Below are 23,530 nucleotides of genomic sequence, written 5' to 3' on the forward strand. Positions count from 1 at the left end.
CTCCGCCGGCTCTTCCGCCGGCGCCTTCGTCAGCTCTTTCGTCGGCTCGGCCGACACGCTCTTGTCAGCTCAGGAGACGCCAGCGGCCGCTGCGGGCAACCAGCAGGGTCAGGGCCTGCGGCATCAGGGCCGAGTGGTTGTCGGGCGTCAGGCGGATCGGCCCGGAGAGGCCGTCCGTCTGCGACGTCTCGAGGATGTCGCGCAGCTGCTCCCGGTCGGTGCCGGCCCGGGCCACGGCGTCGGCGATCAGGGAGACGGCGTCGGCGCCGAAGGCCGCCACTCCCGAGTACGACCCGTAGCGCGCGGTGTAGTCGCGGAACCACTGCTTGCGGGCGGCCTTGGCCGGGGTGGTCGCGATGACGTCGTCGATGGCCAGGATCTGGGTGAAGACCATCGTGGTGTCGTCGGTCGCCGCCGCGGCCTGCGGGGAGAGGAAGAGGTCGCCGGCCGCGGCCGCGTCGAAGTAGATGCGCCCCTTGAACTCCGCCGCCTTGGCCCGGGTCGCGGCGAGCGTGGCCTGGTCCGGGCCGGTCAGGATCACCAGCGCCTGGGGCTCCTCCTCGAGCAGGCCGGTGACGGGGGTGGTGACGTCCGTGGCGTCGGGCCGGACCGCGGCACTGCCGGTGACGTCGATGCCGGCCTTGGTCAGCAGGAGTTCCATCTGCTCGCGGGCCTTCTTGCCGTACAGGTCGTTCGAATAGAGGATCGCGACCTTCTTCTGCTTGGCCCGCGCCAGCTCGGCGGTCAGCACGGCGGTGCTGTCGGCGCTGTTGGGGCCGAGCTTGAAGAGGTAGCGGTGGCTGGCGATCGGCGTGGTGAGACCGTCGGCTGTCGCGAGCGCGATGGTCGGGATCTTCTGGTCGTTGATCGTCTTGGCCGAGTTGGCCGTGCACTCGTTGCAGGAGCCGGTGATCAGAGCGGCCACAGAGGAGTCCGCGGCCAGGGTGCCGACGTCGGGCACGGCGGACCGCGGGTCGGCGCCGTTGTCCAGGATGCGCAGCACGAGGTTGTGCCGGCCGAGCTGGCCGGAGGCGTTGATCTGCTCGACGCGCAGCTGGAGGGCGCGGGCGTACGCCGCGTCGACCGGGGAGTTGGACGCCAGATCGGCGCCGATGACGACGTCGGTCTTCGCGCCGGCGTCGCTGCCCGAGTCGCACCCCGCGAGTGCGGACATGACGAGCGCCGATGCGGCGACGGGCGCCGTCAGACGACGGGGGAGCCTCACTGGGGTGCCTCCTCAAAGGCGCTTCAAGGGATTTCTTCGCGATGCGACAGAGCCACGTTGTCCGGTTTGGACCGTGCGAACACGGACACGGCGTCCGTTCGATCGCGAGAAACCTTGCCAACGTGAGGGTTGCTGGTCAAGCCGCGCGCAGAGCCTTGCGCGGGACGTTCATCCCACATAGTGGTTGGAATCTTGATGCATAAGTGTCACTGCGCCGATACGTTGCGTTGCCGTCGTCACATTTGCGCACGTCAACACCTACTGTGTGTCGATTGTCGATCCGTTCGGACCATTGTCTCCGGCTCGTGAACGCTCATTCCGGACGGTCGCGGGCTTCCCAAACGGTTGCCGACTCTGATGAAATCGCGGCCGTGCCGCGTGTGGCACGTGCCTTGCCGCGGGGGGTCCGGTGGGCCCGCTTCCCGCATCCGGGCGGACGACGAGATGCGGAGATGATCAGCGAGGAGATGTCGTGAGCACCGGATCTTCGACCCAGGCTTCGACCTTTCCCGCGGGCTCGTCCGCTCCCGCCCTCGGCTCCTCCGCCGCCGGCCGCGACGACAGCCCCCGGCCGGCCGCCGTCCGTCCGCGCCGCCGCTGGCTGCCGCGCCTGCAGGACACCCGCATCCGCTCCAAGCTGACGCTGATCCTCTTCGTCCCGTTGGCCGCCGTCCTCGCCCTCGCCGCCGTGCGACTGGTGGACGTCGGCCGGCAGGCCGTCGACGCCGGCCGGGTGGAGGACCTGACCCGCCTCGGCACCGACGTGTCCGGCCTGACCCAGGCGCTGCACCAGGAGCGCATGGCCGCCGCCGAATATCTGGCGAACCCCAAGGCGGACCGCAAGGGCTACAACGCCCTCGTCGCGGCGAGCGACGAGCGGATCGACAAGTTCACGACCGACCGGCGCGAGATCGACGATCCGCCCGCCGTCGTGGCCACCGCGCTCAACCGCATCGACGACCACCTGCGGCTGATGGACGCCACCCGCAAGAAGATCGTCGACCGCGACCAGATCGCCGTCTCCGAGGCCGTGACGCGCTACGGCGTCGTGACCACCGACCTGATCGGCTATCACGAGGTCCTCAGCCAGTACGCGGGCGAGGGCGACGTGGCCGACAGCCTGCGCGCGCTCTCGGCCTTCGCCAGGGCCAAGGCCGGCACCGCCGAGCAGGAGGCCGTCGCCTATGCGGCGCGCTCCGCCGGCGACGTCAGCGACGAGCAGCTCACCGTGCTCACCGCGACCCAGACCGGCCAGCAGGAGGCGCTCGAGAGCTTCTCGCTGGTCGCCACCCCGGCGCAGCAGCAGCTGATCGACGACACGGTCACCGGTGACGCGGTCAACCTCGCCGACCAGACCGCCACCCGCATCGCGCGCAAGGAAGCGGTGCCCGCCGCCGAGGTGACCACCTCCCTCGGCGCGGTCGTCGACCTCATGCGCTGGGCCGAGCAGCGGCTGGAGGGCGAGACGCTCGCCCGGGCCGCCGACGAGAGCTCCGAGGTGGGTCAGCAGACCGCCCTCGAGGCCGGCCTGATCCTGCTGGTCCTGGTCATCGCCGTCGCCCTGGCCGTCGTCCTGGCCCGCTCGCTCAACAACTCGCTGCGCCGGCTGCGCGAGGGTGCCCTGGCGGTGGCCAACCGCGACCTGCCCGACGCCGTGGCCCGGCTCCGCGACGTGCGCAACCTGGGCGATGGCGGCGTCGACGACATCGTCGACCAGCTGCCCGACGCGATCCGGCTCACCAACCGCGACGAGGTCGGCCAGGTGGCGCAGGCCTTCAACGTGGTCCACCGCGAGGCGGTCCGGATCGCGGCCGAGCAGGCCGCCCTGCGCACCACCGTCTCGGCGATGTTCCTCAACCTCGCCCGCCGCTCGCAGAGCCTGGTCGACCGCATGATCGGCGAGCTCGACACGATCGAGCGCACCGAGGAGGACCCGAAGCGCCTGGCCCGGCTCTTCGAGCTCGACCACCTCGCCACCCGCATGCGCCGCAACGACGAGAACCTGCTGGTGCTGGCGGGCGCCGACTCCAGCGCCCCGCGCCGCGAGGACGCCCTGGTCGTCGACGCGCTGCGAGCCGCCCAGTCCGAGGTCGAGCTCTACAACCGCATCGAGTTCGGCACGGTCGACACCGACATCTCGATCATGGCCGTCGCGGTCAACGACGTCGTCCGGCTCGTCGCCGAGCTGCTCGACAACGCGACCCGCTTCTCGCCGCCGAACACGGTGGTGGTCGCCGACGGCCGCCGGATCCGCGACTATGTCGTGATCCAGGTCGAGGACCGCGGCCTCGGGATGTCCGAGGAGCAGATGGAGAGCCTCAACCGGCGCCTGGCCGAGACGCCGGACGTCGACGTGGCCGCCTTCCGCCTGATGGGCCTGGCCGTCGTGGGCCGGCTGGCCGGACGCTACGGCATCCGTGTCGAGCTGCGGGCCAACATCGAGGGCGGCACGGTCGCCCAGGTGATCCTGCCCAACAGCATCGTGATCCTGCCCAACAGCCGGCCGCTCGACCCGCCGGGACGCGGCCCGCGCCAGCTCGACGCGGCGCCCGCGGCGTGGAACGACCCGACCGGCTTCAGCCGCGCGGCCACGGCGACGTTGCCGGCCGTCGCGCCGGATCCGTGGCGGGACGGGCCGGCGATCCGGGCCGGGTCGGGCGGCATCTCCGCGCCGCAGTCGCCGGCCGTACCGAAGCATCCTCTGCTCCCGGCGCAGCCGTCGCAGCTGCCCGGACCGGGCGAGGGTTTCCCGACCCCGAACAGGCCCGCGCTGCCCAAGCGGGGTGTGGCGGACCGGGGACTGCCGTCGCCGGTGTCGCCCGCTTCGTCCCCGATCTCCGCCGCTCCGATCTCGTCGGCCTCGGTTTCAGCCGCTCCCATTTCGGCGGCTCCTGTCTCGGCGCCGGCTCCGGCGGCTTCGGTCTCGGCGCCGGCTGCGGCTGTCGAGGTGCCGGCGCCCGCCGGGTCGGCCGCGACGGCGTTCCCGATGGTGGAGGCGCCGGCCAACCGCCCGGTGAGCCCGAACCCCGACGGGTGGGGCGCCGCGCTGGCGGAAATGCCGCCCGCGCCGGCCGCCGACAGCCCGGCCGAGCCCGCGCCGATCTTCCTGCAGATGCAGCAGAGCTGGTTCCTGGGCGGTGACGAGACGCCCGGCGAGGAGTGGAGCATGCCGACGGCGGGTTACGCCCCGCCGCCGAACCAGCCCGCCGCGCCGGCCGACGAGACGCAGATCCTGTCCACCGAGGCGCCGGTCGAGCCGGTTTCGGACGTTGTGCCGGAAGTAACAGCGGAAGATTCTCCCGCTCCCGTGTCTCCTGCGGCTTCAGCCAGTGGCCGATCCGTGAATGCGGGGCAGAATGGTTCCCGGCCGGCGGACGACGCCGGTTCCGACAGCGGTAACCCGTCCGTGCCCCGGCAGCGCCGAGCTGCCGACGACGCGTGGCGGACCGCGGCTGACGAAGGATGGCAGCGGGCGATGGCGGCGGCACAACCAAACGTCACCGACACCACCCGCTCCGGGCTGCCCAAGCGGACACCTCAGGCCCAGCTCGTCCCGGGTGGGGTGCAAAGTGTGCCGCGTCAACAGAATCGGCGCAGCCCGGACCAAGTGCGCGGGCTCCTCTCTGCGTACCACCGAGGCGTGCAACGAGGGCGTACGGCCGGCAGTGAGGAAGCTGCCGCGCTCGCCCCTGCTCCGAAGGAGAACGGACAGTGACCAGGCCCCCCACCATGCAGGACATGGGCTGGCTGCTCAGCAACTTCGCCGACAGCGTGGCCGGAATCGCCCACGTCGTCGCGGTCTCCGCCGACGGCCTGCTGCTGGCCTCGTCCCGGGACCTGCCGGCGGACCGTGCCGACCAGCTCGCCGCGATCACCTCCGGCGTCGTGAGCCTGACCGACGGCGCGTCGCGCATGTTCAACGCCGGTCAGGTGCAGCAGACGATCATCGAGATGGACAGCGGCTACCTGTTCCTGATGTCCATCAGCGACGGGTCGTCCATGGCCGTGCTCGCGGCGCGCAGCTGCGACGTCGGCCAGGTCGGCTACGAGATGGCGTTGCTGGTCGAGCGCGTCGGCGCGGCCCTCGTGCCGGCCCCGCGTGAGGCCGTCGTCCATCACTGAGCCGCTTGTGTTCCTGACGTGTCCCGTGCCAGCCGGAAGGAGGTGACCGCCCGATGGGGCAGCCGCACGACCCCCGCGGCAACCTGGTCCGTCCGTACGCGGTCACCCGGGGCCGGACGGAGCCACGGCGGGAGATCCCGATCGAGGCGGTCCTGGTGGCGAGCCAGGCCGCCGTGCAGGAGGCCCGGTTCGCCGGGCACGACAAATATCGCATCGCCGTGCTGTGCGAGCCCAAGGCGCAGTCGCTGGCCGAGATCGCGGCCTACAGCCGGCTCCCGCTGGGGGCCGCCCGGGTGCTCGTCGCCGACATGGTCGACGACGGGATGTTGGCTTTGCACAGCGCCGCTCCCAAGCAAGGGTTCACGGAGCGGATGGATCTGCTGGAAAGGGTGTTGAGTGGACTTCGCAAGCTCTGAGCGGGCGGGGGCGCAACCCAAGGAGATCACCTCCGCGAAGATCGTCGTCGCTGGTGGCTTCGGCGTCGGCAAGACGACGCTCGTCGGTGCGGTCTCCGAGATCGAGCCCCTGACCACCGAGGCCGTCATGACCTCGGCCGGGCAGGGCATCGACGACGCGTCCAAGGTGCCGGGCAAAGAGACCACCACGGTGGCGATGGACTTCGGCCGCATCACCATGGCCGAGGACCTGATCCTCTACCTCTTCGGGACGCCGGGCCAGACGCGCTTCTGGTTCATGTGGGACGAGCTGATCCGGGGGGCCGTCGGCGCCGCCGTGCTGGTGGACACCCGCCGCATCTCGGACGCCTTCGCCCCGCTCGACTACTTCGAGAACAGGCACCTGCCCTACATCGTGGCGCTGAACTGCTTCGACGGCGCGCCGCGCTACGAGCCGGAGGAGGTGCGGGAGGCGCTCGCCATCTCGCCCCAGGTGCCGCTCGTCATGTGCGACGCCCGGCAGCGCGACTCGGTGAAGATGGTGCTGGTCAGCGTGGTCGAGCACGCGATGCGGACGCTCGTCGCCGAACAGGGCCGCGGGTTCCCCGCGCCGGTCGGGTGATCATCGGCTGCCTCGTCTCACAGAGGTAGCCGATAACCCCGTTTCACCACCGTCTGGACGACGCCCGGGGTGCCCAGGCCGGCGCGGAGCCGGGCCACGGCCATCTCGACGGCGTGCTCGTCGGCGCCGCGGGGGAGGGCGCGCAGCAAGGCGGCCCGGGAGAGCACGCGACCGGGCGTGACGGCGAGCGCGCGCAGGACGGCCATCGGGGCGGGAGCCAGCGGACGCAGCTCACCGTCGATGATCGCCGCGTGGCCACGCAGAGTCAGCGCGTGCCCGGCGACTTCGAGGCTGAGGGCCCGCTGGGGGAGCTTGTCCACGATCGTACGGACCAGGGCGCTCATCCGGGCCCGGGACGGTGCGATCACCGGGACGTCGTGCTTGCGCAGCGGAGCCGCGGTCACCGGGCCGACGCAGGCCGCCAGGACGTCCGTACGCAGGGCAGTCAGCAGCTCGTCGACCTCCTGGCCCGCCGCCCGCAGCACCGCGCCCACCGCCGGCGCGGAGGTGAACGTCACGGCGTCGACCAGCCGGCCGGTGATGAGATCGACCAGACGGTGCAGTGGCGCCGGATCGATCGGTGGCGCCCAGCGGTAGACCGGGACCTCGACCACGCGGGCGCCGGCGGCCTGGAGCGCCTCCGTGTACTCCGGCTGGCTCTCGCCGTGCAGCTGCATCGCCACCGTCAGGCCGGAAACGCCGCGAGCCGTCAGATGGTCGACGACCTCCTCGTAGCTTTCGCCCTCCGGTGACCAGTTGTCCCGGAGCCCGGCGGACCGGACAGCGGCCCGGGCTTTGGGGCCACGCGCGACCAGGTACGCCCGGGAGAGCACGTCGCGCAGCGGTTCCGCCAGCCCCCAGCCCTCGGCCGCCTCGAGCCAGCCCCGCATGCCGATCCCGGTGTTGGCGAGCACGATGTCCGGTGGCGACGCGAGACAGGCCCGGGTGGCGGCGCGCAGCTCGGCGTCGTCAGCGATCGGGACGATGCGCAGCGCCGGGGCGATCACAACCCGGGCTCCCCGTTGCTCCAGCAGGCCGGCGAGCTCGTCGCGGCGGTGATCGGAGGTGACCCCGATCGTGTAGCCCGCCAGGGAGGCCGCCGGCTCCTCCAGAGCCGATGCGGTGAGGACCGGACGTCGCGTACTTCCCGTCCGGTCGGTCATGTGTTCGTGAAAAGCCGCGGCGTGGCCGGCCGGTCCACCGAAGGGCACGCTCGGAGACCGCCGTCCTCAGCGTCGACCCGCTCCCATGTCACGCCTGCGTTCTCCGCCGTACCTCCGGCCGGCACACGCCGCGGCTCTCCTCCGCCGATGCGGTCGCCCGCGCCGGCAGGCACCGCCAGGTCCGTCCTCAACCCTGGCGGTGGCTCGGAGGTCGTGGTGGTGGCGCACCCGGGCGCGGAGAACCGCACCTTCGGGGAGACATCACCACGTGCCATGACGGAAGCGTGCCGGTGGGGAATTTCGGTCGCGGGTCCCGTATGTTTCGAGCCTGCTAAGGCATCGATCGACACTCGGCGTTCTCGTCCGGCCGGATGCGGCGACCACGGTGGGCCTCGTTCTCCGCGACAGTGGGTTTCGTTCTCCGCCACGGTGGGTTTCGTTCTCCGCCACGGTGGGTGGAATCACGTGCCCCGCTGTCGGCGTGCCGCGCATCACGGCCTATCCTGGGACCGATAAGTTATGCGGTCCGTCGGCTGACGGGCCTCCTAGCCCGTTTTGACCGCGCGCCGCGCTGGCGGGTATTGTTGCCTGCTGTTGTGCGACAGCTGCGAGCGTCCCCGTTCGGGTACGCTTGATGGTCGTGCCTGTTACGACCAGCGCGCGCCCCAAGACCGACGACGAGACAAGGTAATTCTGTGCGTACGTACAGCCCGAAGCCGGGTGAGATCGAGCGTCAGTGGCACATTATCGACGCTTCTGACGTCGTCCTGGGCCGCCTGGCCACCCACGCCGCGACCCTTCTGCGCGGCAAGCACAAGCCGACCTTCGCACCGCACGTCGACACCGGCGACTTCGTGGTGATCATCAACGCCGGCAAGGTCGCCCTGACCGGCAACAAGCGGCAGACCAAGGTCGCCTACCGCCACTCCGGCTACCCGGGTGGTCTCAAGCAGGTCGGCTACGAGGAGCTGCTCACCAAGCGCCCCGAGCACGCGGTCGAGCTGGCCGTCAAGGGCATGCTCCCGCACAACAAGCTCGCGCGTCAGATCATCAAGAAGCTGAAGGTCTACCCGGGCGCCGAGCACCCGCACGCCGCGCAGCAGCCGCAGCCGTTCGAAATCAAGCAGATCGCGCAGTGAGCGCGGGCGAAGGAAACAGCATGACCGACATCGTCGAGCCCGAGGTCGTCGAGAACGTCGAGACCGTCGAAGAGCCCGCTGAGACCGTCGTGGTGGTCGAGGCCCCGGCTCCCGCCGTTCGCGCGCCGCGCCCCGGTGATCGCCCGATCCAGACCGTCGGCCGCCGCAAGGAGGCCATCGTCCGGGTCCGCCTGGTCCCCGGCAGCGGCAAGATCGTCTGCAACGGCCGCGACCTCGAGGAGTACTTCCCGAGCAAGGTGCACCAGCAGCTCATCCGCGAGCCGCTCGTCACCACCGAGAAGGCCGAGCAGTTCGACGTCATCGCCAACCTGCGTGGCGGCGGCATCACCGGTCAGGCCGGCGCCCTGCGCCTCGGCATCGCTCGTGCCCTGATCACGAACGAGCCCGACGACCGCCCCGCCCTCAAGAAGGCCGGCTTCCTCACCCGTGACGCCCGCGTCAAGGAGAGCAAGAAGTACGGTCTCAAGAAGGCCCGCAAGGCCCCGCAGTACTCGAAGCGCTGACCTCAGCGCTCGTCTTGCACCACGTCTGACCGATACGGCCGGGTGCGCCCCCTCGCTCGGGGCGTGCCCGGCCGTTTCGCATCTCTGAGCTTTGTTTGCTTTTCCCGCTCGGCCGCGCGTCACGCTTTGACCACTTGGCCGCGCGTCACGCTTTGACCACTTGGCCGCGCGTCACGCTTTGACCACTCGGCCGCGCGTCTCGTGGCAGGCTTCCCGTCGCTTCACGCGGCGGGCCGACTTCCCCGTCGCTTCTTGTGGCGGGCCGACTTCCCCGTCGCTTTACGTGGCGGGCCGACTCTCCGTCGCGGCGGTTGCTTCGTGCGGCGGGACCCACCGACTTCCGGTCCGGAGCGTCCGGACCACCGAAAGGAACGGCGCCATGGGGCGACTCTTCGGCACGGACGGCGTACGCGGGCTTGCCAACGGTGAGCTGCTGACCCCGGAGCTGGCACTGTCGGTGGCCGTGGCCGCCGCCCGGGTGCTGATCGAGAGCGACCGGAGCCACCAGCCGCTCGCCATCGTCGGCCGGGACCCGCGGGCCAGCGGCGAGATGCTCGAGGCGGCCGTGGTGGCGGGCCTCGCCAGCGCCGGCGCGAACGTCGTCCGGGTCGGGGTGCTGCCCACGCCCGCCGTCGCCTACCTGACCGGGCAGGCGCAGGCCGATCTGGGCGTCATGCTGTCGGCGTCACACAACCCGATGCCGGACAACGGGATCAAGCTCTTCGCCCCCGGCGGCCTCAAGCTCCCGGACGAGATCGAGGAGCGCATCGAGGCGGCGATCGCCGACGGGCACGGGCTGGTCGGCCGCCCGACCGGCGCCGGCGTGGGCCGCGTGCACGACCTGCTCGACGGTGCCGAGCACTACACCAAGCACCTGGTCGACGCGACGCCGCACAGCCTGGCCGGCATCAAGGTCGTCGTCGACTGCGCGAACGGTGCCGCGAGCGACGTCGCCCCGGCTGCCTACGAGCAGGCCGGCGCGGAGGTCATCGCCATCCACGCCGAGCCCGACGGCCTCAACATCAACGACAACTGCGGGTCCACGCACATGGAGTCGCTGATCGAGGCGGTTGTGCGGGAGGGCGCCGACCTGGGTCTCGCCCACGACGGCGACGCGGACCGCTGCCTCGCCGTCACCGCCACGGGCGAGGTCGTCGACGGCGACCAGATGATGGCCATCCTGGCCCTGGCGATGCGCGACGCGGGCACCCTCACCGGCGACACGCTGGTGGCCACGGTCATGAGCAACCTCGGCCTGCGCCTCGCGATGAAGGAGGCGGGCATCCGGCTCATCGAGACCAAGGTCGGCGACCGGTACGTCCTCGAGGAGCTCAACGCCGGCAAGCTGGCCCTCGGCGGCGAGCAGAGCGGTCACATCGTCATGCCCGCGCACGCCACCACGGGCGACGGCGTGCTGACCGGCCTGCACCTGATGGCCACGATGGCGTCCAGCGGCAAGTCGCTCGCCGACCTGGCGGCCGTGGTGCACAAGCTGCCCCAGGTCCTGATCAACGTCAACGTCGCCGACCGTGAGGCCGGTGCGCAGGCCCCGACCGTGCAGGCCGCCGTGGCGCTGGCCGAGGCCGAGCTGGGCGAGACCGGCCGGGTGCTGCTCCGCCCGTCGGGCACCGAGCCGCTCGTCCGGGTGATGGTCGAGGCGGCCACCGAGGAGCAGGCGCGGAGCGTCGCCGAGCGGGTCGCCGACGAGGTCCGCACGGCCAGCCCCGCCTGAACGTTTTCCTCCGGCCCGGCTCTTTCCGGCCCGGCGTTGCGCTCTCTTGCGCGGCGCTGGGCCGTTTTCCTCAGCCCGCGAGCATGCTCAGGCGGCGGGCGGTTTCGCCTCCGTCAGCGGGACAGGCCGCTCAGGCGGCGGGCGGCCTCGTCGATCACGTCCTCCCGCTTGCAGAAGGCGAAGCGGATCAGGCGGCGCCCCTGCTCCTGGTGGTCGTAAAAGACCTGGGTCGGCACCGCGACGACCCCGCACCGTTCGGGCAGGGTCCGGCAGAAGGTGACCCCGTCCACGTCCTCGGGCGCCAGCGGGCTGATGTCGGCGGTGACGAAATAGGTGCCCTCCGACGGCAGGACCCGGAAGCCGGCCTCGGCGAGCCCGGCGACGAGCCTGTCCCGCCGTGCCTGCAGCCCGGCGCGGAACCCGGCGAAGTAGGCGTCGGGCAGCCCCAGCGCCACGGCGACGGCCGGTTGCAACGGGCCCGCGTTGACGAAGGTCAGGAACTGCTTGACGCGCTGCACCGCCGAGACGAGCGGTGCCGGACCGGTGGCCCAGCCGACCTTCCAGCCGGTGCACGAGAACGTCTTGCCGGCCGACGAGATCCGCAGCGTGCGCTCGCGCATCCCGGGCAGACCGGCCAGCGGGACGTGGCGCCCGTCGTCGAAGACGAGGTGCTCGTACACCTCGTCGGTCACCGCGTACACGTCGTGTTCCCGGCACAGCTCCGCGATCAGGGCGAGCTCTGCGGGGGTGAAGACCTTGCCGGTGGGGTTGTGCGGGGTGTTGAGAAGCACCATCCGGGTCCGCGGCCCGAAGGCGGCGCGCAGCTCGGCCTCGTCGAAGGCATACCGGCCGTCCGGGCCCGGACGGAGCGTCACCGGGCGGCGCACCGCTCCGGCCAGCGTGATCGACGCCGCGTACGAGTCGTAGTAGGGCTCGAAGCACACGACCTCGTCGCCCGCCTCGCACAGGGCGAGCACCGCGGCGGCGATCGCCTCCGTCGCCCCGGCCGTCACCACGACCTCGGTGTCCGGGTCCCGGGCGAGACCCCAGAAGCGCTGCTCGTGCGCGGTGACGGCCTGTCGCAGGGCGGGGATGCCCGGCAGCGGCGGATATTGGTTGGCGCCGGAGCGCAGCGCCTCGGCGGCCGCCGCGAGCATCTCCGGCGGCCCGTCGGTGTCGGGGAACCCCTGACCGAGGTTGACCGAGCCGGTCCGCGCGGCGAGCGCGGACATCTCGGTGAAGATGGTGGTGCCGAACGGGCGCATGCGGCCGACGAGCGGGTCCGCCGAGATCGACGACGTCACGCCCGCCAGCCTACGGGCTCGCCTCAGGAAACCGTCTTCGAGCAGCTGGCCGTCGTGAAGCGGCCGGTGCCCTCCTTCTCGGCGACCTGCTCGCCGTCGACCTTCACCGAGCAGGCGATCGTGCCCTCCTCGACGTCGGCGCGCACGGCCGTCACCGAGACGAAATACGGCTTCTGCATGGTCAGCGTCTTGCGCCACGGCAGCGAGACGTCGCTCTCCTGCTGCGGGCCCTTCTCGGCGTCCACCCAGACGATCGAGACCGGGCCGTCGCCCGTCACCTCGTACTCGACCTCGAACTCCTCGCCGAAGCCGCCGTTGCCGGGCAGGTCGGGCAGGTCGGTCGGCAGCGTGGGCAGGTCGGTCGGCAGCTCGGTGGGCAGCCCCGGGACGTCGATGTCCGGCGGCGCCGTCGGCACCGAGCCGATCGTCTCCTGGGCCTTCTCGGTCGCCCTGTTCACCAGGAGCACGACCGAGGTCACCCCGCCGGCGCAGAGCAGCAGCGTCACGGCGATCAGCACGGCAATCAGCGGGGTGTTGTTCCGCTTCGGCTTCGGCGTCTCGTAGGGCTGCTGGTATCCCGGCTGGGGCGGGCCGTATCCGGGCGGCGCGTATCCCGGCTGCGGGCCGGGCTGCGCGTAACCCGGCTGCTGGTAGCCCTGGTATCCGGGCTGGGTGCTCGACGGAAACTGCGACGTCGGCGGGTACGGATCGAACTCGACGGGCGGCGGGACGGCCGCCTGGCCCGGCTGGAAATACTCGCCCGGTCGCGGCTGCGGCTGGGGCGCCTGGGCGTCGCCCGTCGAGGTCGCCCACGGATCGGCCGAGGGCGGGTCGTGGGGGTCGGAGGGCGGCGGTGGGTAGCTCAAGCGTCTCTCCCGGGGAGTCGTCGGCTCGACGGTACGCCGGGTCCGCCAGCCGCGGATCACCCGGTCGTGTCGGAGCCGTCGATGACCTGCGGCTATATCTGCCCAGGTCGTCCGCTTCGCCCATTTCGATCAAGTGGCGTGCGCAAAAGTATGCCTCTCGCGCACCACAGATGCGCGAAAGTCCGCTACGCTGCCCCACATGTGTGGGATCGTGGGTTACGTCGGTGCTCGACCGGCGCTGCAAATCGTGCTCGACGGGCTTCGCCGCCTGGAATATCGCGGCTATGACTCCGCGGGCGTCGCGGTGGTCGGCGACTCGGCCATCCTGACCGAGAAGAAGGCCGGCAAGCTGGCGAACCTCGAAAAGGCGCTCTCCGAGCGGGCGAGCGACGGCATCGCCACCGGCCCGACGGCCATCGGGCACACGCGCTGGGCCACCCACGGCGGTCCGACCGACCGCAACGCGCACCCGCACCTGTCCGGCGACGGGCGCGTGGCCGTGATCCACAACGGCATCATCGAGAACTTCTCCCGGCTGCGCGCCGAGCTCGAGGCCACGGGCGTCGAGTTCGTGAGCGACACCGACACCGAGTGCGCGGCCCACCTGCTCGCCGCCGAGATCCGCGCCCTGCGCGAGTCGGGCGCCACCGAGACCGGCCCCCAGTTGCTCGCCGCGGGCATGCGCCGGACCGTGCGCCGCCTCGAGGGCGCCTTCACTCTGCTCGCGATCGACCTCGAGGTGCCCGACGCCGTCGTCGCGGCGCGGCGCAACTCCCCGCTCGTGGTGGGCCGGGGCCAGGGCGAGAACTTCCTCGCCAGCGACGTCTCCGCCTTCATCGAGCACACCCGCGAGGCCGTCGAGCTCGGCCAGGACCAGGTCGTGCTCATCACGCCGGACGCCATCGAGATCACCGACTTCGCGGGCGCCGAGGCGAGCGGCAAGGAGTTCCACATCGACTGGGACGCCTCCGCCGCGGAGAAGGGCGGCTACGAGCACTTCATGCTGAAGGAGATCGCCGAGCAGCCGCAGGCCATCGCGGACACGCTGCTGGGCCGGCTCTCCGAGCGGGGCGAGATCGTCCTGGACGAGGTGCGCCTCACCGACCAGGACCTGCGCGACGTCGACAAGGTCTTCATCGTCGCCTGCGGCACCTCCTACCACGCCGGCATGGTCGCGAAGTACGCCATCGAGCACTGGACCCGCATCTCGTGCGAGGTCGAGCTGGCGAGCGAGTTCCGCTATCGCGACCCGGTGCTGGACCGTTCGACGCTGGTCATCGTGATCAGCCAGTCCGGCGAGACCATGGACACGCTGATGGCGCTGCGCCACGCGAAGGAGCAGAAGGCGCGCGTGCTCGCCATCTGCAACACCAACGGCTCGACGATCCCGCGTGAGTCGGACGCCGTGCTCTACACCCACGGCGGCCCGGAGATCGCGGTCGCCTCGACCAAGGCCTTCCTCACCCAGCTCGTCGCCTGTTACCTGATCGGCCTGCACCTGGCCCAGATCCGCGGCGTCATGTACGCGGACGAGGTCGCCGCCGTCGTCTCCCGCCTGCAGCGCACCCCGGACGATCTGCGCGAGCTGCTCACCCGCATGGAGGAGGTGCGCGAGCTCTCCCGCGACCTCCGGACCGCGTCGACGATCCTCTTCATCGGCCGCCACGTGGGCTTCCCGGTGGCGCTGGAGGGCGCGCTCAAGCTCAAGGAGCTCGCCTACATGCACGCCGAGGGCTTCGCCGCCGGCGAGCTGAAGCACGGGCCGATCGCCCTCATCGACCAGGGCACCCCGGTCGTCTGCGTGGTGCCGTCGCCGGCCGGCCGCGGCGTGCTGCGCGACAAGGTCGTCTCCAACATCCAGGAGGTCCGGGCCCGGGGCGCCCGCACGATCGTGATCGCGGAGGAGGGCGACGACGCCGTGGCCGCCTATGCCGATCACCTGATCCCGGTGCCGCGTACGCCCACCCTGCTCGCACCCCTCATGACCACCGTCCCGCTGCAGATCCTCGCCTGCGAGATCGCCACGGCGCGGGGTCACGACGTCGACCAGCCCCGCAACCTGGCCAAGTCCGTCACCGTGGAGTGACATCGGCCTGTCCCGTCACGATCCGGGCGAGGGCGTCCAGCGCGGGCCGTCCCTCGTCCCAGTAGCCCACGTGCCCGGCGTCCGGCTGACTCGCCACCGAGTGAGCGCCGAACGCCGGGTCGGCGGGATTCCGCCCGAAGAAGAGCTCGTCCTCGGGGCGCAGGAACGCGTGGGCCGCCCCGCCGGGGATCACACGGCTCACGAGCAAATCCCGGGCCAGCGCGTCCGGAGCCACCGCCGCCCACTGGACGGGATCGGAGAACGCCGTCATGGCGTACACCTCCGAGCGCGGCACCCGCAGCTCCGCAGCATGGTCGACGCCCACGCCGGGAGAGCCGACGAAGACCACACTGTCGGCGGCGAGCCCGGGCTGCGCCGCCGCGGTGCCCACCACCAGTGACCCGTAGCTGTGCCCGAGCAAGGTCTGCCGAGCAGGCTCGCCCTGGTGCGTGACTCGGAGCCCCTCCTGGAACCGGCGTAGCTGATCGGCCCCGGCGACTGCCGACGATCGGCCGGCGGCCTCGAGCAGGTTGTCCGGCGCGTCGTAGCCCAGCCACATGACCACGCTGGCCGGGCGGTCCGGCACCAGCTCCGCGGCCCGGACGGCGAGCCGGTCGGCGCGGGTCAGCTCACCCCGGTAGGAAGCCAGGTCGGCGGTCATCCCGGGCACGTGCGTGACCACGGCGGCGGCTCCGTCCGGGTCGCCCAGGGCCACCACCGCACGCCCGTCGCCGCCCGGGTCGACAGCCATCAGGTACGCCCGGGAACCCGACTCGGCATCCAGTCGCGCCGCCAGGTCGCCGGGCAGGTGCATGCCGTCGAGCAGGATTCTGTTGGCCCTGTCGCGGGCGGCTGCGGGCACGCCGTCGAGGGCCCCGAGCCAGGCCGGCTGTCTCGCTGTCACGTCGTCGCGCTGGGACGGGGTGAGGGACTGCCACCAGGCGTGAACTTTGGGGGCTGGGGCCGTACAGAAAGGTGTGGGTGTGGGGTGTGTTTGTGGGGTGGGGAAGAGCCGGCGCAGGGTGCCGGCGTGGGTCTGGTCGGCAGTCTCGGCGGAGCCGCCGGTGCGCCCGGCCCGGGTGAGTGCCGCCGCGAACTCGCTGAGCGCCTGATCGGCGGCCCAGCACCCGAGGCGCAGCAGGGTCAGCCGGTGGACGATCGCGGTGAGGGCCGCCACGACGGCCTCCGCGCAGGCACCCGACCAGAGCTCACGCAGACGTGCGGCGCAGCTCTGGATGCGGGCCGCCCAGAAGCCGGCGGCCGCCGCCCAACGCCGCCAGTCCATCGCGGCGGCCTGCCACCGCGCGGGATCGCCCGCGATCGCTGTGGCGCTCATCGCATCCGCCGCAGAGCCGCTGCCGCCCGGTCGTCCGCGGCCTCGTAGTCGTCCATGGTGGTGAGGGCCGCCTCGCTGATGCCGGCGATGTCGCCGGTGAGCAAGGCGAGGATCCGCTGCGCCGCGGCGACGGCCGCGGCGTTGGCCGCCGTGCAGGACCAGACGGGACCCGCGCCGGGCGACGGCGGATCGGCCTCCATCCGCTCGCCCGTGCGGCGCAGCGCCGTGGCCCAGGACCGCACGGCAGGGATGTCGACGCTCAGTTCGGACCGCATGGGCAACCTCCTGGAGGGGTTCGGGGCCGCCAAGATAGGCCGATTTCCCGGGGGCCCGCAGGGGGCCTGTGGATAACCTCTCGGCGTCCCGGGCGGGCCTGTGGACAACTCGGCCCGGATAGGGTTGGCCGTGTGATCGTGTCTGTCGGGATCGACGTGGTGCTGGTGGAACGGTTCGCCCGCTCGCTGGAACGAACGCCGCTGCTCGGAGATCGGCTCTTCACCGACTCGGAGCGGACGACGACGTCCGGCAACCCGCGCTCGGCGGAGTCGCTGGCCGCCCGGTTCGCGGCCAAGGAGGCCGTGGCCAAGGCGCTCGGCGCCCCCGCGGGGCTGCGGTGGCACGACTGCGAGATCGTCTCGGACCCCGACGGCCGGCCCTGGCTGACCGTCTCCGGCACGGTTGCCGCGGCCGCGGCCGAGCGCGGGGTGAGCCGCTGGCACCTGTCGCTGTCCCACGACGGTGGCATCGCCTCGGCCATGGTGGTGGCGGAGGCCTGAGCAACGGCAGGTAGGGAGTTCCGATGCGGCACGCATGGCGGGTGGCGGACATACGGTCGGCCGAGAAAGCGCTGATGGCGATCTTGCCCGAGGGCACGTTGATGCAGCGCGCCGCGGCCGGGCTGGCCCGTCGGTGCGCGTTGCTGCTGCGCGAGCGCGGCGGCGTCTACGGCGCGACGGTGGTGCTGCTCGTCGGCAGCGGCGACAACGGTGGCGATGCTCTTTACGCGGGCGCGCGGCTGGCTGCCCGGGGCGCTGCGGTGCTGGCTGTGTTACTGCAGCCCGAGAGAGCCCACGCGGCCGGGCTTGCGGCGCTGGTGCGCGCCGGCGGGCGTACGGTGGCGGGCTTGCCGTCCGTCGCCGACCTCGTGGTCGACGGCATCGTGGGCATCGGTGGCAGCGGCGGGTTGCGCTCGCAGGCGGCTCAGCTGGTCGCGGGTCTTTCCGGGTTGCGTGGGCGCGACGGCACGCGCCCGCCGGTCGTCGCGGTGGACGTGCCGAGCGGAGTGGCCGTCGACACCGGAGACGTCCCGGGTGACGCGGTTCACGCCGACGTGACGGTCACCTTCGGCTGTCTCAGGCCGGCCCATGTCGTGGGCCCCGCCGCGGCCCTGGCGGGCCTCGTCGAGCTGGTCGACATCGGCCTGGGTGCGACGCTGCACGCCGATCCGGCGGTACGCATCCCCGACGCGCCCGACATCGCGGCGTGGTGGCCCCGCCCCTCGGCGTCGTCCGACAAGTACACCCGGGGCGTGGTCGGAGTGGCGACGGGCTCCGCGAAGTATCCCGGCGCGGCGCTGCTGTCCGTGACCGGAGCCCTCGCCGGGCCCACCGGCATGGTGCGCTATGCGGGCAGCGCCGATCGGGAAGTCGTCCGGCAGCACCCTTCTGTCGTCGCCGTGTCCCGGGTCGCCGATGCCGGCCGGGTGCAGGCGTGGGTGTGCGGCTCCGGGCTGGGCACGAGCGACGACGCCCGGGAGGAGCTGCGGGGCGTCCTCGCGAGCTCCCTGCCGGTCCTGCTCGACGCCGATGCTCTGACTCTGCTCGTCGACGGGCAGCACGCGGAGTATCTCCGTCGGGAGGCGCCGCTGGTCGTCACGCCGCACGACCGGGAGTTCGAGCGCCTCGCCGGGGAGTTGCCCGGCGCCGATCGGATGGAGGCCGCCGCGCGGCTGGCTCGCAAACTCAACGGCGTCGTGCTGCTCAAGGGAGACAGGACGATCGTGGCGGCGCCGTCCGGCGAGACCTGGGCCAACCCGACGGGTACGCCCGAGCTGGCCACGGCCGGATCCGGTGACGTGCTGGCGGGGCTGCTCGGATCGTTGCTGGCCGCCGGAATGCCGGCCGAGCGGGCGGCGGTCGCGGCGGCTTACGTCCACGGACTGGCCGGCCGGCGGGCGGCAGCCGGGGGCCCGCCGACGTCCGCGGACGTGGCGGCCGCCCTGCGCCCCACCCTCGCCGAACTGCTGTGACCCGGACTGCTCAGTAGGGTGATGAACATGTGGCAATCCGAAGTCCGGATCGATCTGGACGCCATCGCCGGCAACGTGGCGACGCTGCGCGCGGGCACGACCGCCGAGGTCATGGCCGTGGTCAAGGCCGACGGCTACGGGCACGGCATGCTGCCCTCGGCCCGGGCCGCCCTGGCCGGCGGCGCCACCTGGCTCGGCGTGGTGACCCTCGACGAAGCTCTGCAGCTGCGGCGGGCCGGGCTGACAGCACCGATCCTGTCCTGGCTCCATTCGCCCGGAATGCCGCTGCACGAGGGCGTCGAGGCGGAGATCGATCTCAACGCGGGCAGCCTTCCGCAGCTCGCGGAGGTCGTCGCGGCGGCACAACGGGCGGGGCGGACGGCCCGGGTGCATCTCAAGATCGACACAGGGCTGGCCCGCGGGGGCTCGACTCCCGACGAGTGGCCGGCCCTGCTCGAGGCGGCGGCTAAGGCCCAGGCCGACGGCGATGCGGAGATCGTCGGCGTGTGGAGCCACTTCGTCCGCTCCGACGAGCCCGGGCACGAGACGACGGACCGTCAGCTCGCCGTCTTCGCCGAGGGGCTGGCGACGGCCGAGCAGTTCGGCATCGAGCCGCGCTACCGCCACATCGCCAACTCGGCGGCGACGCTGAGCCGGCCCGACTCACACTACGACCTGGTCCGGCCCGGTCTGGCCGTCTACGGCATCTCGCCGCTGCCCGGGCCGCAGCCGCCCGGTCTGCGGCCGGCGATGACCGCCCGGGCGCGGGTCGCGCTCACCAAGCGGGTGCCGGCCGGGCAGGGCGTCTCGTACGGGCACGCGTACCACACCGCGAGCGAGACGACGCTGGCTCTGGTGCCGCTCGGCTACGGCGACGGCGTGCCGCGACATGCCTCGAACGTGGGGCCGGTGCTGCTGGGCGACAAGGTTCGCACGATCGCCGGACGGGTGTGCATGGACCAGATCGTGCTGGACTGCGGGGACGACCCGGTGCGGGCCGGCGACGTCGCCACCCTCTTCGGCCCGGGTGCGCACGGTGAGCCGACCGCCACGGACTGGGCGGACGCGATCGGGACGATCAGCTGGGAGATCGTCACGCGGTTCGGAGCGGCGCGGGTGCCCCGGGTGTTCGACGGGACCGCCGGGTTGGCCGGCTCTTCGACCGGAGCAGACGCGTGAGCCCGGCCCGAGCTGTTCCGTCGTCTTTGTCGACGTCTTTGTCCAAGGCGGTTCCCTCGCGTAAGCAGGTCGGCATCGCCGGTGCTGTGGTGGGTGTCGCCGCGGCCGGTCTCGCGACGGCGTTCGCGGTCGAGCGGCTGCTGGTGCGCCGGTCGGTGCGGACATCAGAAGACCCGTACGTCGACGAGGAGTTCGGCGACCAGCCGTTCGACGAGGAGCTGACCGTCACCGCGGCCGACGGCACCGAGCTGCACGTCGAGATCGTCGAGCCGCGGGTGGAATCGGGCGAGCCCAAGCCGACGATCGTGTTCGTGCACGGGTTCGCGCTGGACATGGGCACGTTCTACTTCCAGCGCCAGGTGCTCACCGAGCGCGGCGACCACCGGCTCGTCTTCTACGACCAGCCGGGGCACGGACGGTCGAGCCGGCTCAAGTCCGGCCAGTACGACATCGCGGCGCTCGGCAAGTCGCTGGCGGCCGTGCTCGACGCCACGGTCCCGGACGGGCACATCATCCTCGTCGGACACTCCATGGGCGGCATGACGATCATGGCGTTCGCCGAGCAGTACCCGGAGTGGTTCGGCAATCGCGTGACCGGCGTGGTCCTCATGTCCACGTCGGCGGGCCTGATCGACAAGACGAAGCTGGGGCTGCCGAGCCTCGTGGCCCGGGCGAGCGCGCCCTTCTTCCCGCTCTGGTCGGGGGCGGCCCGGCTCGGCGGCGGAACCATCGACCGGGCGCGGATCGTGTCGTCCGATCTCGCGTGGCTACTGACCCGCCGGTACGGCTTCGGCGAGACACGGCCCAGCCCGTCGCTGGTGACCTTCGTCGAGGAGATGAACTCCCGGACGTCGGTGGAGACGCTGACCAAATACCTGCACACGCTCTACACCCACAACCGCTTCCCGGCGCTGTCGGTGCTCAAGGGCGTGCCGGTGCTGGTGCTGGTCGGGACCAAGGACTATCTGACCCCGGTGACGCATTCCGAGGAGATCGCCCGGCATCTCCCGGACGCCGAGCTGATCAAGATCGACAACAGTGGACACGTGGTGATGCTGGAAAAGGCGGACGAGGTCAACGCGGCGCTGCTGCCCTTCCTGGACAAGATCTCATGAGCTTCCGTCTGTCGACTGTGGAGGAGACGCACGCCTTCGGGACGCGGCTGGCCGGGATCCTGCGACCGGGTGATCTGCTGCTGCTGACCGGGCCACTGGGCGCGGGCAAGACGGCTCTGGTGCAGGGGATCGGGGCGGGGCTGAAGGTGGTCGGGAGCATCACGTCGCCGACTTTCGTGATCGCTCGGGTGCATCGGGCGGATGTGGGGCGGGGCGGGGTGGTGCCGCTGGTGCACGCGGATGCGTACAGGCTGGGGGATGCGCCCGACCCGCGCGCCGAGATCGACGACCTGGACCTGGACGCGTCGGCGGAGGACGCGGTGACGGTGGTCGAGTGGGGCGCCGGGATGGTCGAGCAGCTGAACGACGAGTACCTGGGCGTCCGGATCGATCGGCTCGAGGACGACACGCGGGTGATCGAGCTGCGGCCTTGCGGCGGGGACTGGGCGGAGCGGATCAAAGAGCTGTGAGGGTACGGGAAAGTGTCGTACCCGGTGGCTATGGTTTCTGCGTCCCGCCTTCGAAAGACCGGAGCTGACGTGAATCTTGCTGAGCTGCTGCCGCCCGCCTGGCGCTCGGAGCTCGACCCGTTCCTGGACCCCGCGGCGACCGCGGCGCTCGGGGCGTTCGTGGGCGAGCAGTACAGCACGCACACGATCTATCCGCCGATCGAGGACCTTTTCGCGGCCTACCGGCTGTGCTCGCCCGAGCAGACGCGGGTGCTGATCCTCGGCCAGGATCCCTATCACGGGGCGGGCCAGGCGCATGGGCTGAGCTTCAGCGTGCGGGACGGGGTGCGGGTGCCGCCCTCGTTGCGCAACGTCTACAAGGAGCTCGCCGAGGATGTCGGGGTGCCGCCGTCCTCGAGTGGCGACCTCACGGGCTGGGCGCGGCAGGGAGTGCTGCTGCTCAACGCGGTGCTGACGGTGAAAGAGAAGTCGGCCGGCTCGCACAAGGACAAGGGCTGGGAGATCTTCACGGACGCGACGATCCGGGCGCTCAATGCCCGCTCGGAGCGGATCGTGTTCCTGCTGTGGGGCGCCTACGCACGCAAGAAGACGGCGCTGATCACCAACCCGGCCCACACCATCATCGAGTCGGGCCACCCGAGCCCGATGAACGGCGGCCGCGACTTCTTCGGCGCCCGCATGTTCAGCGCGACGAACAAGGCCCTCGCCGACGCCGGCCGCCCGGTCATCAACTGGGACCCGCGCGCCTGAGCCCGCCCCCGCCCCTCGCCGAATCGCCGGATCGCCACGTCGCCGCGTCGCCACGTCGCCGGATCGCCGCGTCGCCGAGCCGCCGAATCGCCGAGCCGCCGAATCGCCACGTCGCCGGATCGTCAGGTCGCCGAGCCGCCGAAACGTCAGGTCGCCAGGTCGCCGGGTCGCCGTAACGCCGGGGCGCGGGGTGCCGGGTTGCTGGGACGCCGGGGTGCGAGGTCGTGGGGTGGCCGGGTTGCTGGGACGCCGGGGCCGCGAGGTCGCTGGGTCGCGGGGCTGGCGGGTCGCTGGAGCACCGGGTCGCTGGATTGCTGGATCGCCGGTTCGCGAGGGGCTCGCCGGGGCGCGGGTGCGAGAGGGCGCGCGCCGAGGTGGTGGCTGCGGCGAGTCGGCGAACCAGGGAAGGCGGCACGGGTTCGGCTGCGGTGCGCGTTCGAACGGGGCGGCCGAGTGCGGCGCGCCTTCACCGTCGGTATGAGGCCCGCGCCACGTGTCTGGGTGGCGGGGATCTGCGTGAGGGGCGTCGCGTCGTGCCGGTCCAGCGATCGGACCGGGGGTGCGGCGGGGCGGCGGGGGAAAGCTACTGTTTGTTGGTGCTCGTTCTAGCTCTTGACACTGCCACCCCTGCCGTCACGGCGGCGCTGGCCGAGGTGGGTGATGGTGGGCTGCTGCGGGGGCTGGGGGAGCGGCGGACCGTTGATCCCCGGGCGCACGGGGAGTTGCTCGCGCCGCAGGTGAGGCTTGTGCTTCAGGAGGCTGGGCGGACTGCTCGCGAGGTGGGGGCGGTTGTTGCCGGGCTGGGGCCGGGGCCGTTCACCGGGTTGCGGGTCGGGCTGGCCACGGCGGCGGCCATGGGGCAGGCGCTGGGGGTTCCGACTTACGGTGTTTGTTCGCTTGATGCGCTTGGGCGGGCGGCCGGGCCGGGGCGGGTGCTCGTGGCCACCGATGCGCGGCGGCGGGAGGTCTACTACGCGGTCTATGAGGACGGGGTGCGTGTCGGCGAGCCCGATGTGGGCAAGCCCGCCGATCTTCATGTGACTGCGGACCGGGCTGTCGGGGAGGGTGCGGTCAAGTACAGCGAGGTGTTCGGGATGCCGATCGACGATCGGGTGCTGTATCCCTCCGGGGAGGCGTTGATCGCGCTGGCCCTCGACAAGATTCGCGGCGGGACGGGCGAAGTGCTCACCCCGCTCTACCTGCGCCGCCCCGACGCGGTTGCCGCCGCCGAGCGAAAGAGCGTGCTGCAATGAT

Annotated in this window: 21 protein-coding genes; 15 read left to right on the forward strand and 6 right to left on the reverse strand. The window is 71.9% G+C overall.

Going from position 1 to position 23,530, the window contains the following annotated elements; translation table 11 throughout:
• Positions 1 to 64: 64 nt before the first annotated feature.
• Positions 65 to 1,174: an ABC transporter substrate-binding protein gene (locus RAN62_RS19780; protein WP_305786155.1), complete on the reverse strand. Its 1,110-nt coding sequence runs from the start codon at positions 1,172 to 1,174 to the stop codon at positions 65 to 67.
• A gap of 523 nt (positions 1,175 to 1,697) precedes the next feature.
• Between RAN62_RS19780 and RAN62_RS19785 the strand changes: the two genes are divergently transcribed.
• Genes RAN62_RS19785 through RAN62_RS19800 form a run of 4 tightly spaced genes read left to right on the forward strand, consistent with a single transcriptional unit; the run spans position 1,698 to position 6,364 of the window.
• On the forward strand, positions 1,698 to 4,940 hold the full coding sequence (locus RAN62_RS19785; RefSeq protein ID WP_305786156.1) for a nitrate- and nitrite sensing domain-containing protein: 3,243 nt from the start codon (positions 1,698 to 1,700) through the stop codon (positions 4,938 to 4,940).
• A complete protein-coding gene (locus RAN62_RS19790; protein WP_305786157.1) occupies positions 4,937 to 5,347 on the forward strand; it encodes a roadblock/LC7 domain-containing protein in 411 nt (136 codons plus the stop codon). Before RAN62_RS19785 ends, RAN62_RS19790 begins: the two co-directional genes overlap by 4 nt.
• 53 nt (positions 5,348 to 5,400) lie before the next feature.
• Entirely contained in the window at positions 5,401 to 5,763 is a 363-nt protein-coding gene (locus tag RAN62_RS19795) for a DUF742 domain-containing protein (RefSeq protein ID WP_305786158.1), read from the forward strand.
• Positions 5,744 to 6,364, forward strand: a complete 621-nt coding sequence (locus RAN62_RS19800) for a GTP-binding protein (protein ID WP_305786159.1) — start codon at positions 5,744 to 5,746, stop codon at positions 6,362 to 6,364. Before RAN62_RS19795 ends, RAN62_RS19800 begins: the two co-directional genes overlap by 20 nt.
• Before the next feature lie 17 nt (positions 6,365 to 6,381).
• On the opposite strand, the gene RAN62_RS19805 is transcribed toward RAN62_RS19800, so the two are convergent.
• Positions 6,382 to 7,527 carry a uroporphyrinogen-III synthase gene (locus RAN62_RS19805; protein ID WP_305786160.1) on the reverse strand — a complete coding sequence of 382 codons (1,146 nt, stop codon included), beginning with the start codon at positions 7,525 to 7,527 and terminating at the stop codon, positions 6,382 to 6,384.
• Positions 7,528 to 8,222: 695 nt separating this feature from the next.
• Here RAN62_RS19805 and rplM point away from each other — a divergent pair.
• From rplM to glmM, 3 genes are all read left to right on the forward strand, one after another.
• Positions 8,223 to 8,666 carry a 50S ribosomal protein L13 gene (gene rplM / locus RAN62_RS19810; RefSeq protein WP_305786161.1) on the forward strand — a complete coding sequence of 148 codons (444 nt, stop codon included), beginning with the start codon at positions 8,223 to 8,225 and terminating at the stop codon, positions 8,664 to 8,666.
• A 20-nt stretch (positions 8,667 to 8,686) separates the two neighbouring features.
• Positions 8,687 to 9,190 (forward strand): 30S ribosomal protein S9, encoded by a 504-nt coding sequence (gene rpsI / locus RAN62_RS19815; protein WP_305786162.1) that lies wholly within the window; start codon positions 8,687 to 8,689, stop codon positions 9,188 to 9,190.
• Positions 9,191 to 9,569: 379 nt separating this feature from the next.
• The gene (gene glmM / locus RAN62_RS19820) at positions 9,570 to 10,922 is read left to right on the forward strand and encodes a phosphoglucosamine mutase (protein ID WP_305786163.1); all 1,353 of its coding nucleotides are present in this window, start codon (positions 9,570 to 9,572) and stop codon (positions 10,920 to 10,922) included.
• 113 nt (positions 10,923 to 11,035) lie between these two features.
• Here glmM and RAN62_RS19825 read toward each other — a convergent pair whose 3' ends face one another.
• Together RAN62_RS19825 and RAN62_RS19830 are read right to left on the reverse strand one after the other, a co-directional pair.
• On the reverse strand, positions 11,036 to 12,214 hold the full coding sequence (locus tag RAN62_RS19825; RefSeq protein WP_305786197.1) for a pyridoxal phosphate-dependent aminotransferase: 1,179 nt from the start codon (positions 12,212 to 12,214) through the stop codon (positions 11,036 to 11,038).
• A 35-nt stretch (positions 12,215 to 12,249) separates the two neighbouring features.
• Positions 12,250 to 13,092, reverse strand: coding sequence for an MmpS family transport accessory protein (locus RAN62_RS19830; protein ID WP_305786164.1), 843 nt, complete (start codon positions 13,090 to 13,092; stop codon positions 12,250 to 12,252).
• A 199-nt stretch (positions 13,093 to 13,291) separates the two neighbouring features.
• On the opposite strand from RAN62_RS19830, the gene glmS reads away from it, so the two are divergent.
• Positions 13,292 to 15,178: a glutamine--fructose-6-phosphate transaminase (isomerizing) gene (glmS, locus tag RAN62_RS19835; protein WP_305786165.1), complete on the forward strand. Its 1,887-nt coding sequence runs from the start codon at positions 13,292 to 13,294 to the stop codon at positions 15,176 to 15,178.
• On the opposite strand, the gene RAN62_RS19840 is transcribed toward glmS, so the two are convergent.
• The gene (locus tag RAN62_RS19840) at positions 15,165 to 16,514 is read right to left on the reverse strand and encodes an alpha/beta hydrolase (protein WP_305786166.1); all 1,350 of its coding nucleotides are present in this window, start codon (positions 16,512 to 16,514) and stop codon (positions 15,165 to 15,167) included. The genes glmS and RAN62_RS19840 overlap by 14 nt on opposite strands.
• Positions 16,511 to 16,789, reverse strand: coding sequence for a hypothetical protein (locus tag RAN62_RS19845; RefSeq protein ID WP_305786167.1), 279 nt, complete (start codon positions 16,787 to 16,789; stop codon positions 16,511 to 16,513). The genes RAN62_RS19840 and RAN62_RS19845 overlap by 4 nt, the downstream gene beginning before the upstream one ends.
• Positions 16,790 to 16,921: 132 nt before the next feature.
• Between RAN62_RS19845 and RAN62_RS19850 the strand changes: the two genes are divergently transcribed.
• From RAN62_RS19850 to tsaB, 7 genes are all read left to right on the forward strand, one after another.
• Positions 16,922 to 17,290, forward strand: a complete 369-nt coding sequence (locus RAN62_RS19850; RefSeq protein WP_305786168.1) for a holo-ACP synthase — start codon at positions 16,922 to 16,924, stop codon at positions 17,288 to 17,290.
• Positions 17,291 to 17,313: 23 nt separating this feature from the next.
• A complete protein-coding gene (locus tag RAN62_RS19855; RefSeq protein WP_305786169.1) occupies positions 17,314 to 18,762 on the forward strand; it encodes an NAD(P)H-hydrate dehydratase in 1,449 nt (482 codons plus the stop codon).
• A gap of 27 nt (positions 18,763 to 18,789) precedes the next feature.
• On the forward strand, positions 18,790 to 19,941 hold the full coding sequence (gene alr / locus RAN62_RS19860; RefSeq protein ID WP_305786170.1) for an alanine racemase: 1,152 nt from the start codon (positions 18,790 to 18,792) through the stop codon (positions 19,939 to 19,941).
• A 26-nt stretch (positions 19,942 to 19,967) separates the two neighbouring features.
• Positions 19,968 to 21,056 (forward strand): alpha/beta fold hydrolase, encoded by a 1,089-nt coding sequence (locus RAN62_RS19865; protein WP_305786171.1) that lies wholly within the window; start codon positions 19,968 to 19,970, stop codon positions 21,054 to 21,056.
• On the forward strand, positions 21,053 to 21,526 hold the full coding sequence (gene tsaE / locus RAN62_RS19870; RefSeq protein WP_305786172.1) for a tRNA (adenosine(37)-N6)-threonylcarbamoyltransferase complex ATPase subunit type 1 TsaE: 474 nt from the start codon (positions 21,053 to 21,055) through the stop codon (positions 21,524 to 21,526). Before RAN62_RS19865 ends, tsaE begins: the two co-directional genes overlap by 4 nt.
• Positions 21,527 to 21,556: 30 nt before the next feature.
• Positions 21,557 to 22,276: a uracil-DNA glycosylase gene (locus RAN62_RS19875; RefSeq protein WP_305786173.1), complete on the forward strand. Its 720-nt coding sequence runs from the start codon at positions 21,557 to 21,559 to the stop codon at positions 22,274 to 22,276.
• Between the two features lie 596 nt (positions 22,277 to 22,872).
• Complete coding sequence (tsaB, locus tag RAN62_RS19880; protein WP_305786174.1) at positions 22,873 to 23,529, forward strand: tRNA (adenosine(37)-N6)-threonylcarbamoyltransferase complex dimerization subunit type 1 TsaB; 657 nt, start codon at positions 22,873 to 22,875, stop codon at positions 23,527 to 23,529.
• Position 23,530 lies beyond the last annotated feature (1 nt).

It is taken from the genome of Symbioplanes lichenis, assembly GCF_030709675.1.
In the GTDB taxonomy this organism is placed as follows: domain Bacteria; phylum Actinomycetota; class Actinomycetes; order Mycobacteriales; family Micromonosporaceae; genus Actinoplanes; species Actinoplanes lichenis.

Coding starts and splice junctions, on each gene's coding strand:
- RAN62_RS19780 (WP_305786155.1), bottom strand. CDS start 1,174: ATGTCCGCACTCGCGGGGTGCGACTCGGGCAGCGACGCCGGCGCGAAG.
- RAN62_RS19795 (WP_305786158.1), top strand. CDS start 5,401: ATGGGGCAGCCGCACGACCCCCGCGGCAACCTGGTCCGTCCGTACGCG.
- RAN62_RS19805 (WP_305786160.1), bottom strand. CDS start 7,527: ATGACCGACCGGACGGGAAGTACGCGACGTCCGGTCCTCACCGCATCG.
- rpsI (WP_305786162.1), top strand. CDS start 8,687: ATGACCGACATCGTCGAGCCCGAGGTCGTCGAGAACGTCGAGACCGTC.
- glmM (WP_305786163.1), top strand. CDS start 9,570: ATGGGGCGACTCTTCGGCACGGACGGCGTACGCGGGCTTGCCAACGGT.
- glmS (WP_305786165.1), top strand. CDS start 13,292: ATGTGTGGGATCGTGGGTTACGTCGGTGCTCGACCGGCGCTGCAAATC.
- RAN62_RS19840 (WP_305786166.1), bottom strand. CDS start 16,514: ATGAGCGCCACAGCGATCGCGGGCGATCCCGCGCGGTGGCAGGCCGCC.
- RAN62_RS19845 (WP_305786167.1), bottom strand. CDS start 16,789: ATGCGGTCCGAACTGAGCGTCGACATCCCTGCCGTGCGGTCCTGGGCC.
- RAN62_RS19855 (WP_305786169.1), top strand. CDS start 17,314: ATGCGGCACGCATGGCGGGTGGCGGACATACGGTCGGCCGAGAAAGCG.
- alr (WP_305786170.1), top strand. CDS start 18,790: ATGTGGCAATCCGAAGTCCGGATCGATCTGGACGCCATCGCCGGCAAC.
- tsaE (WP_305786172.1), top strand. CDS start 21,053: ATGAGCTTCCGTCTGTCGACTGTGGAGGAGACGCACGCCTTCGGGACG.
- RAN62_RS19875 (WP_305786173.1), top strand. CDS start 21,557: ATGGTTTCTGCGTCCCGCCTTCGAAAGACCGGAGCTGACGTGAATCTT.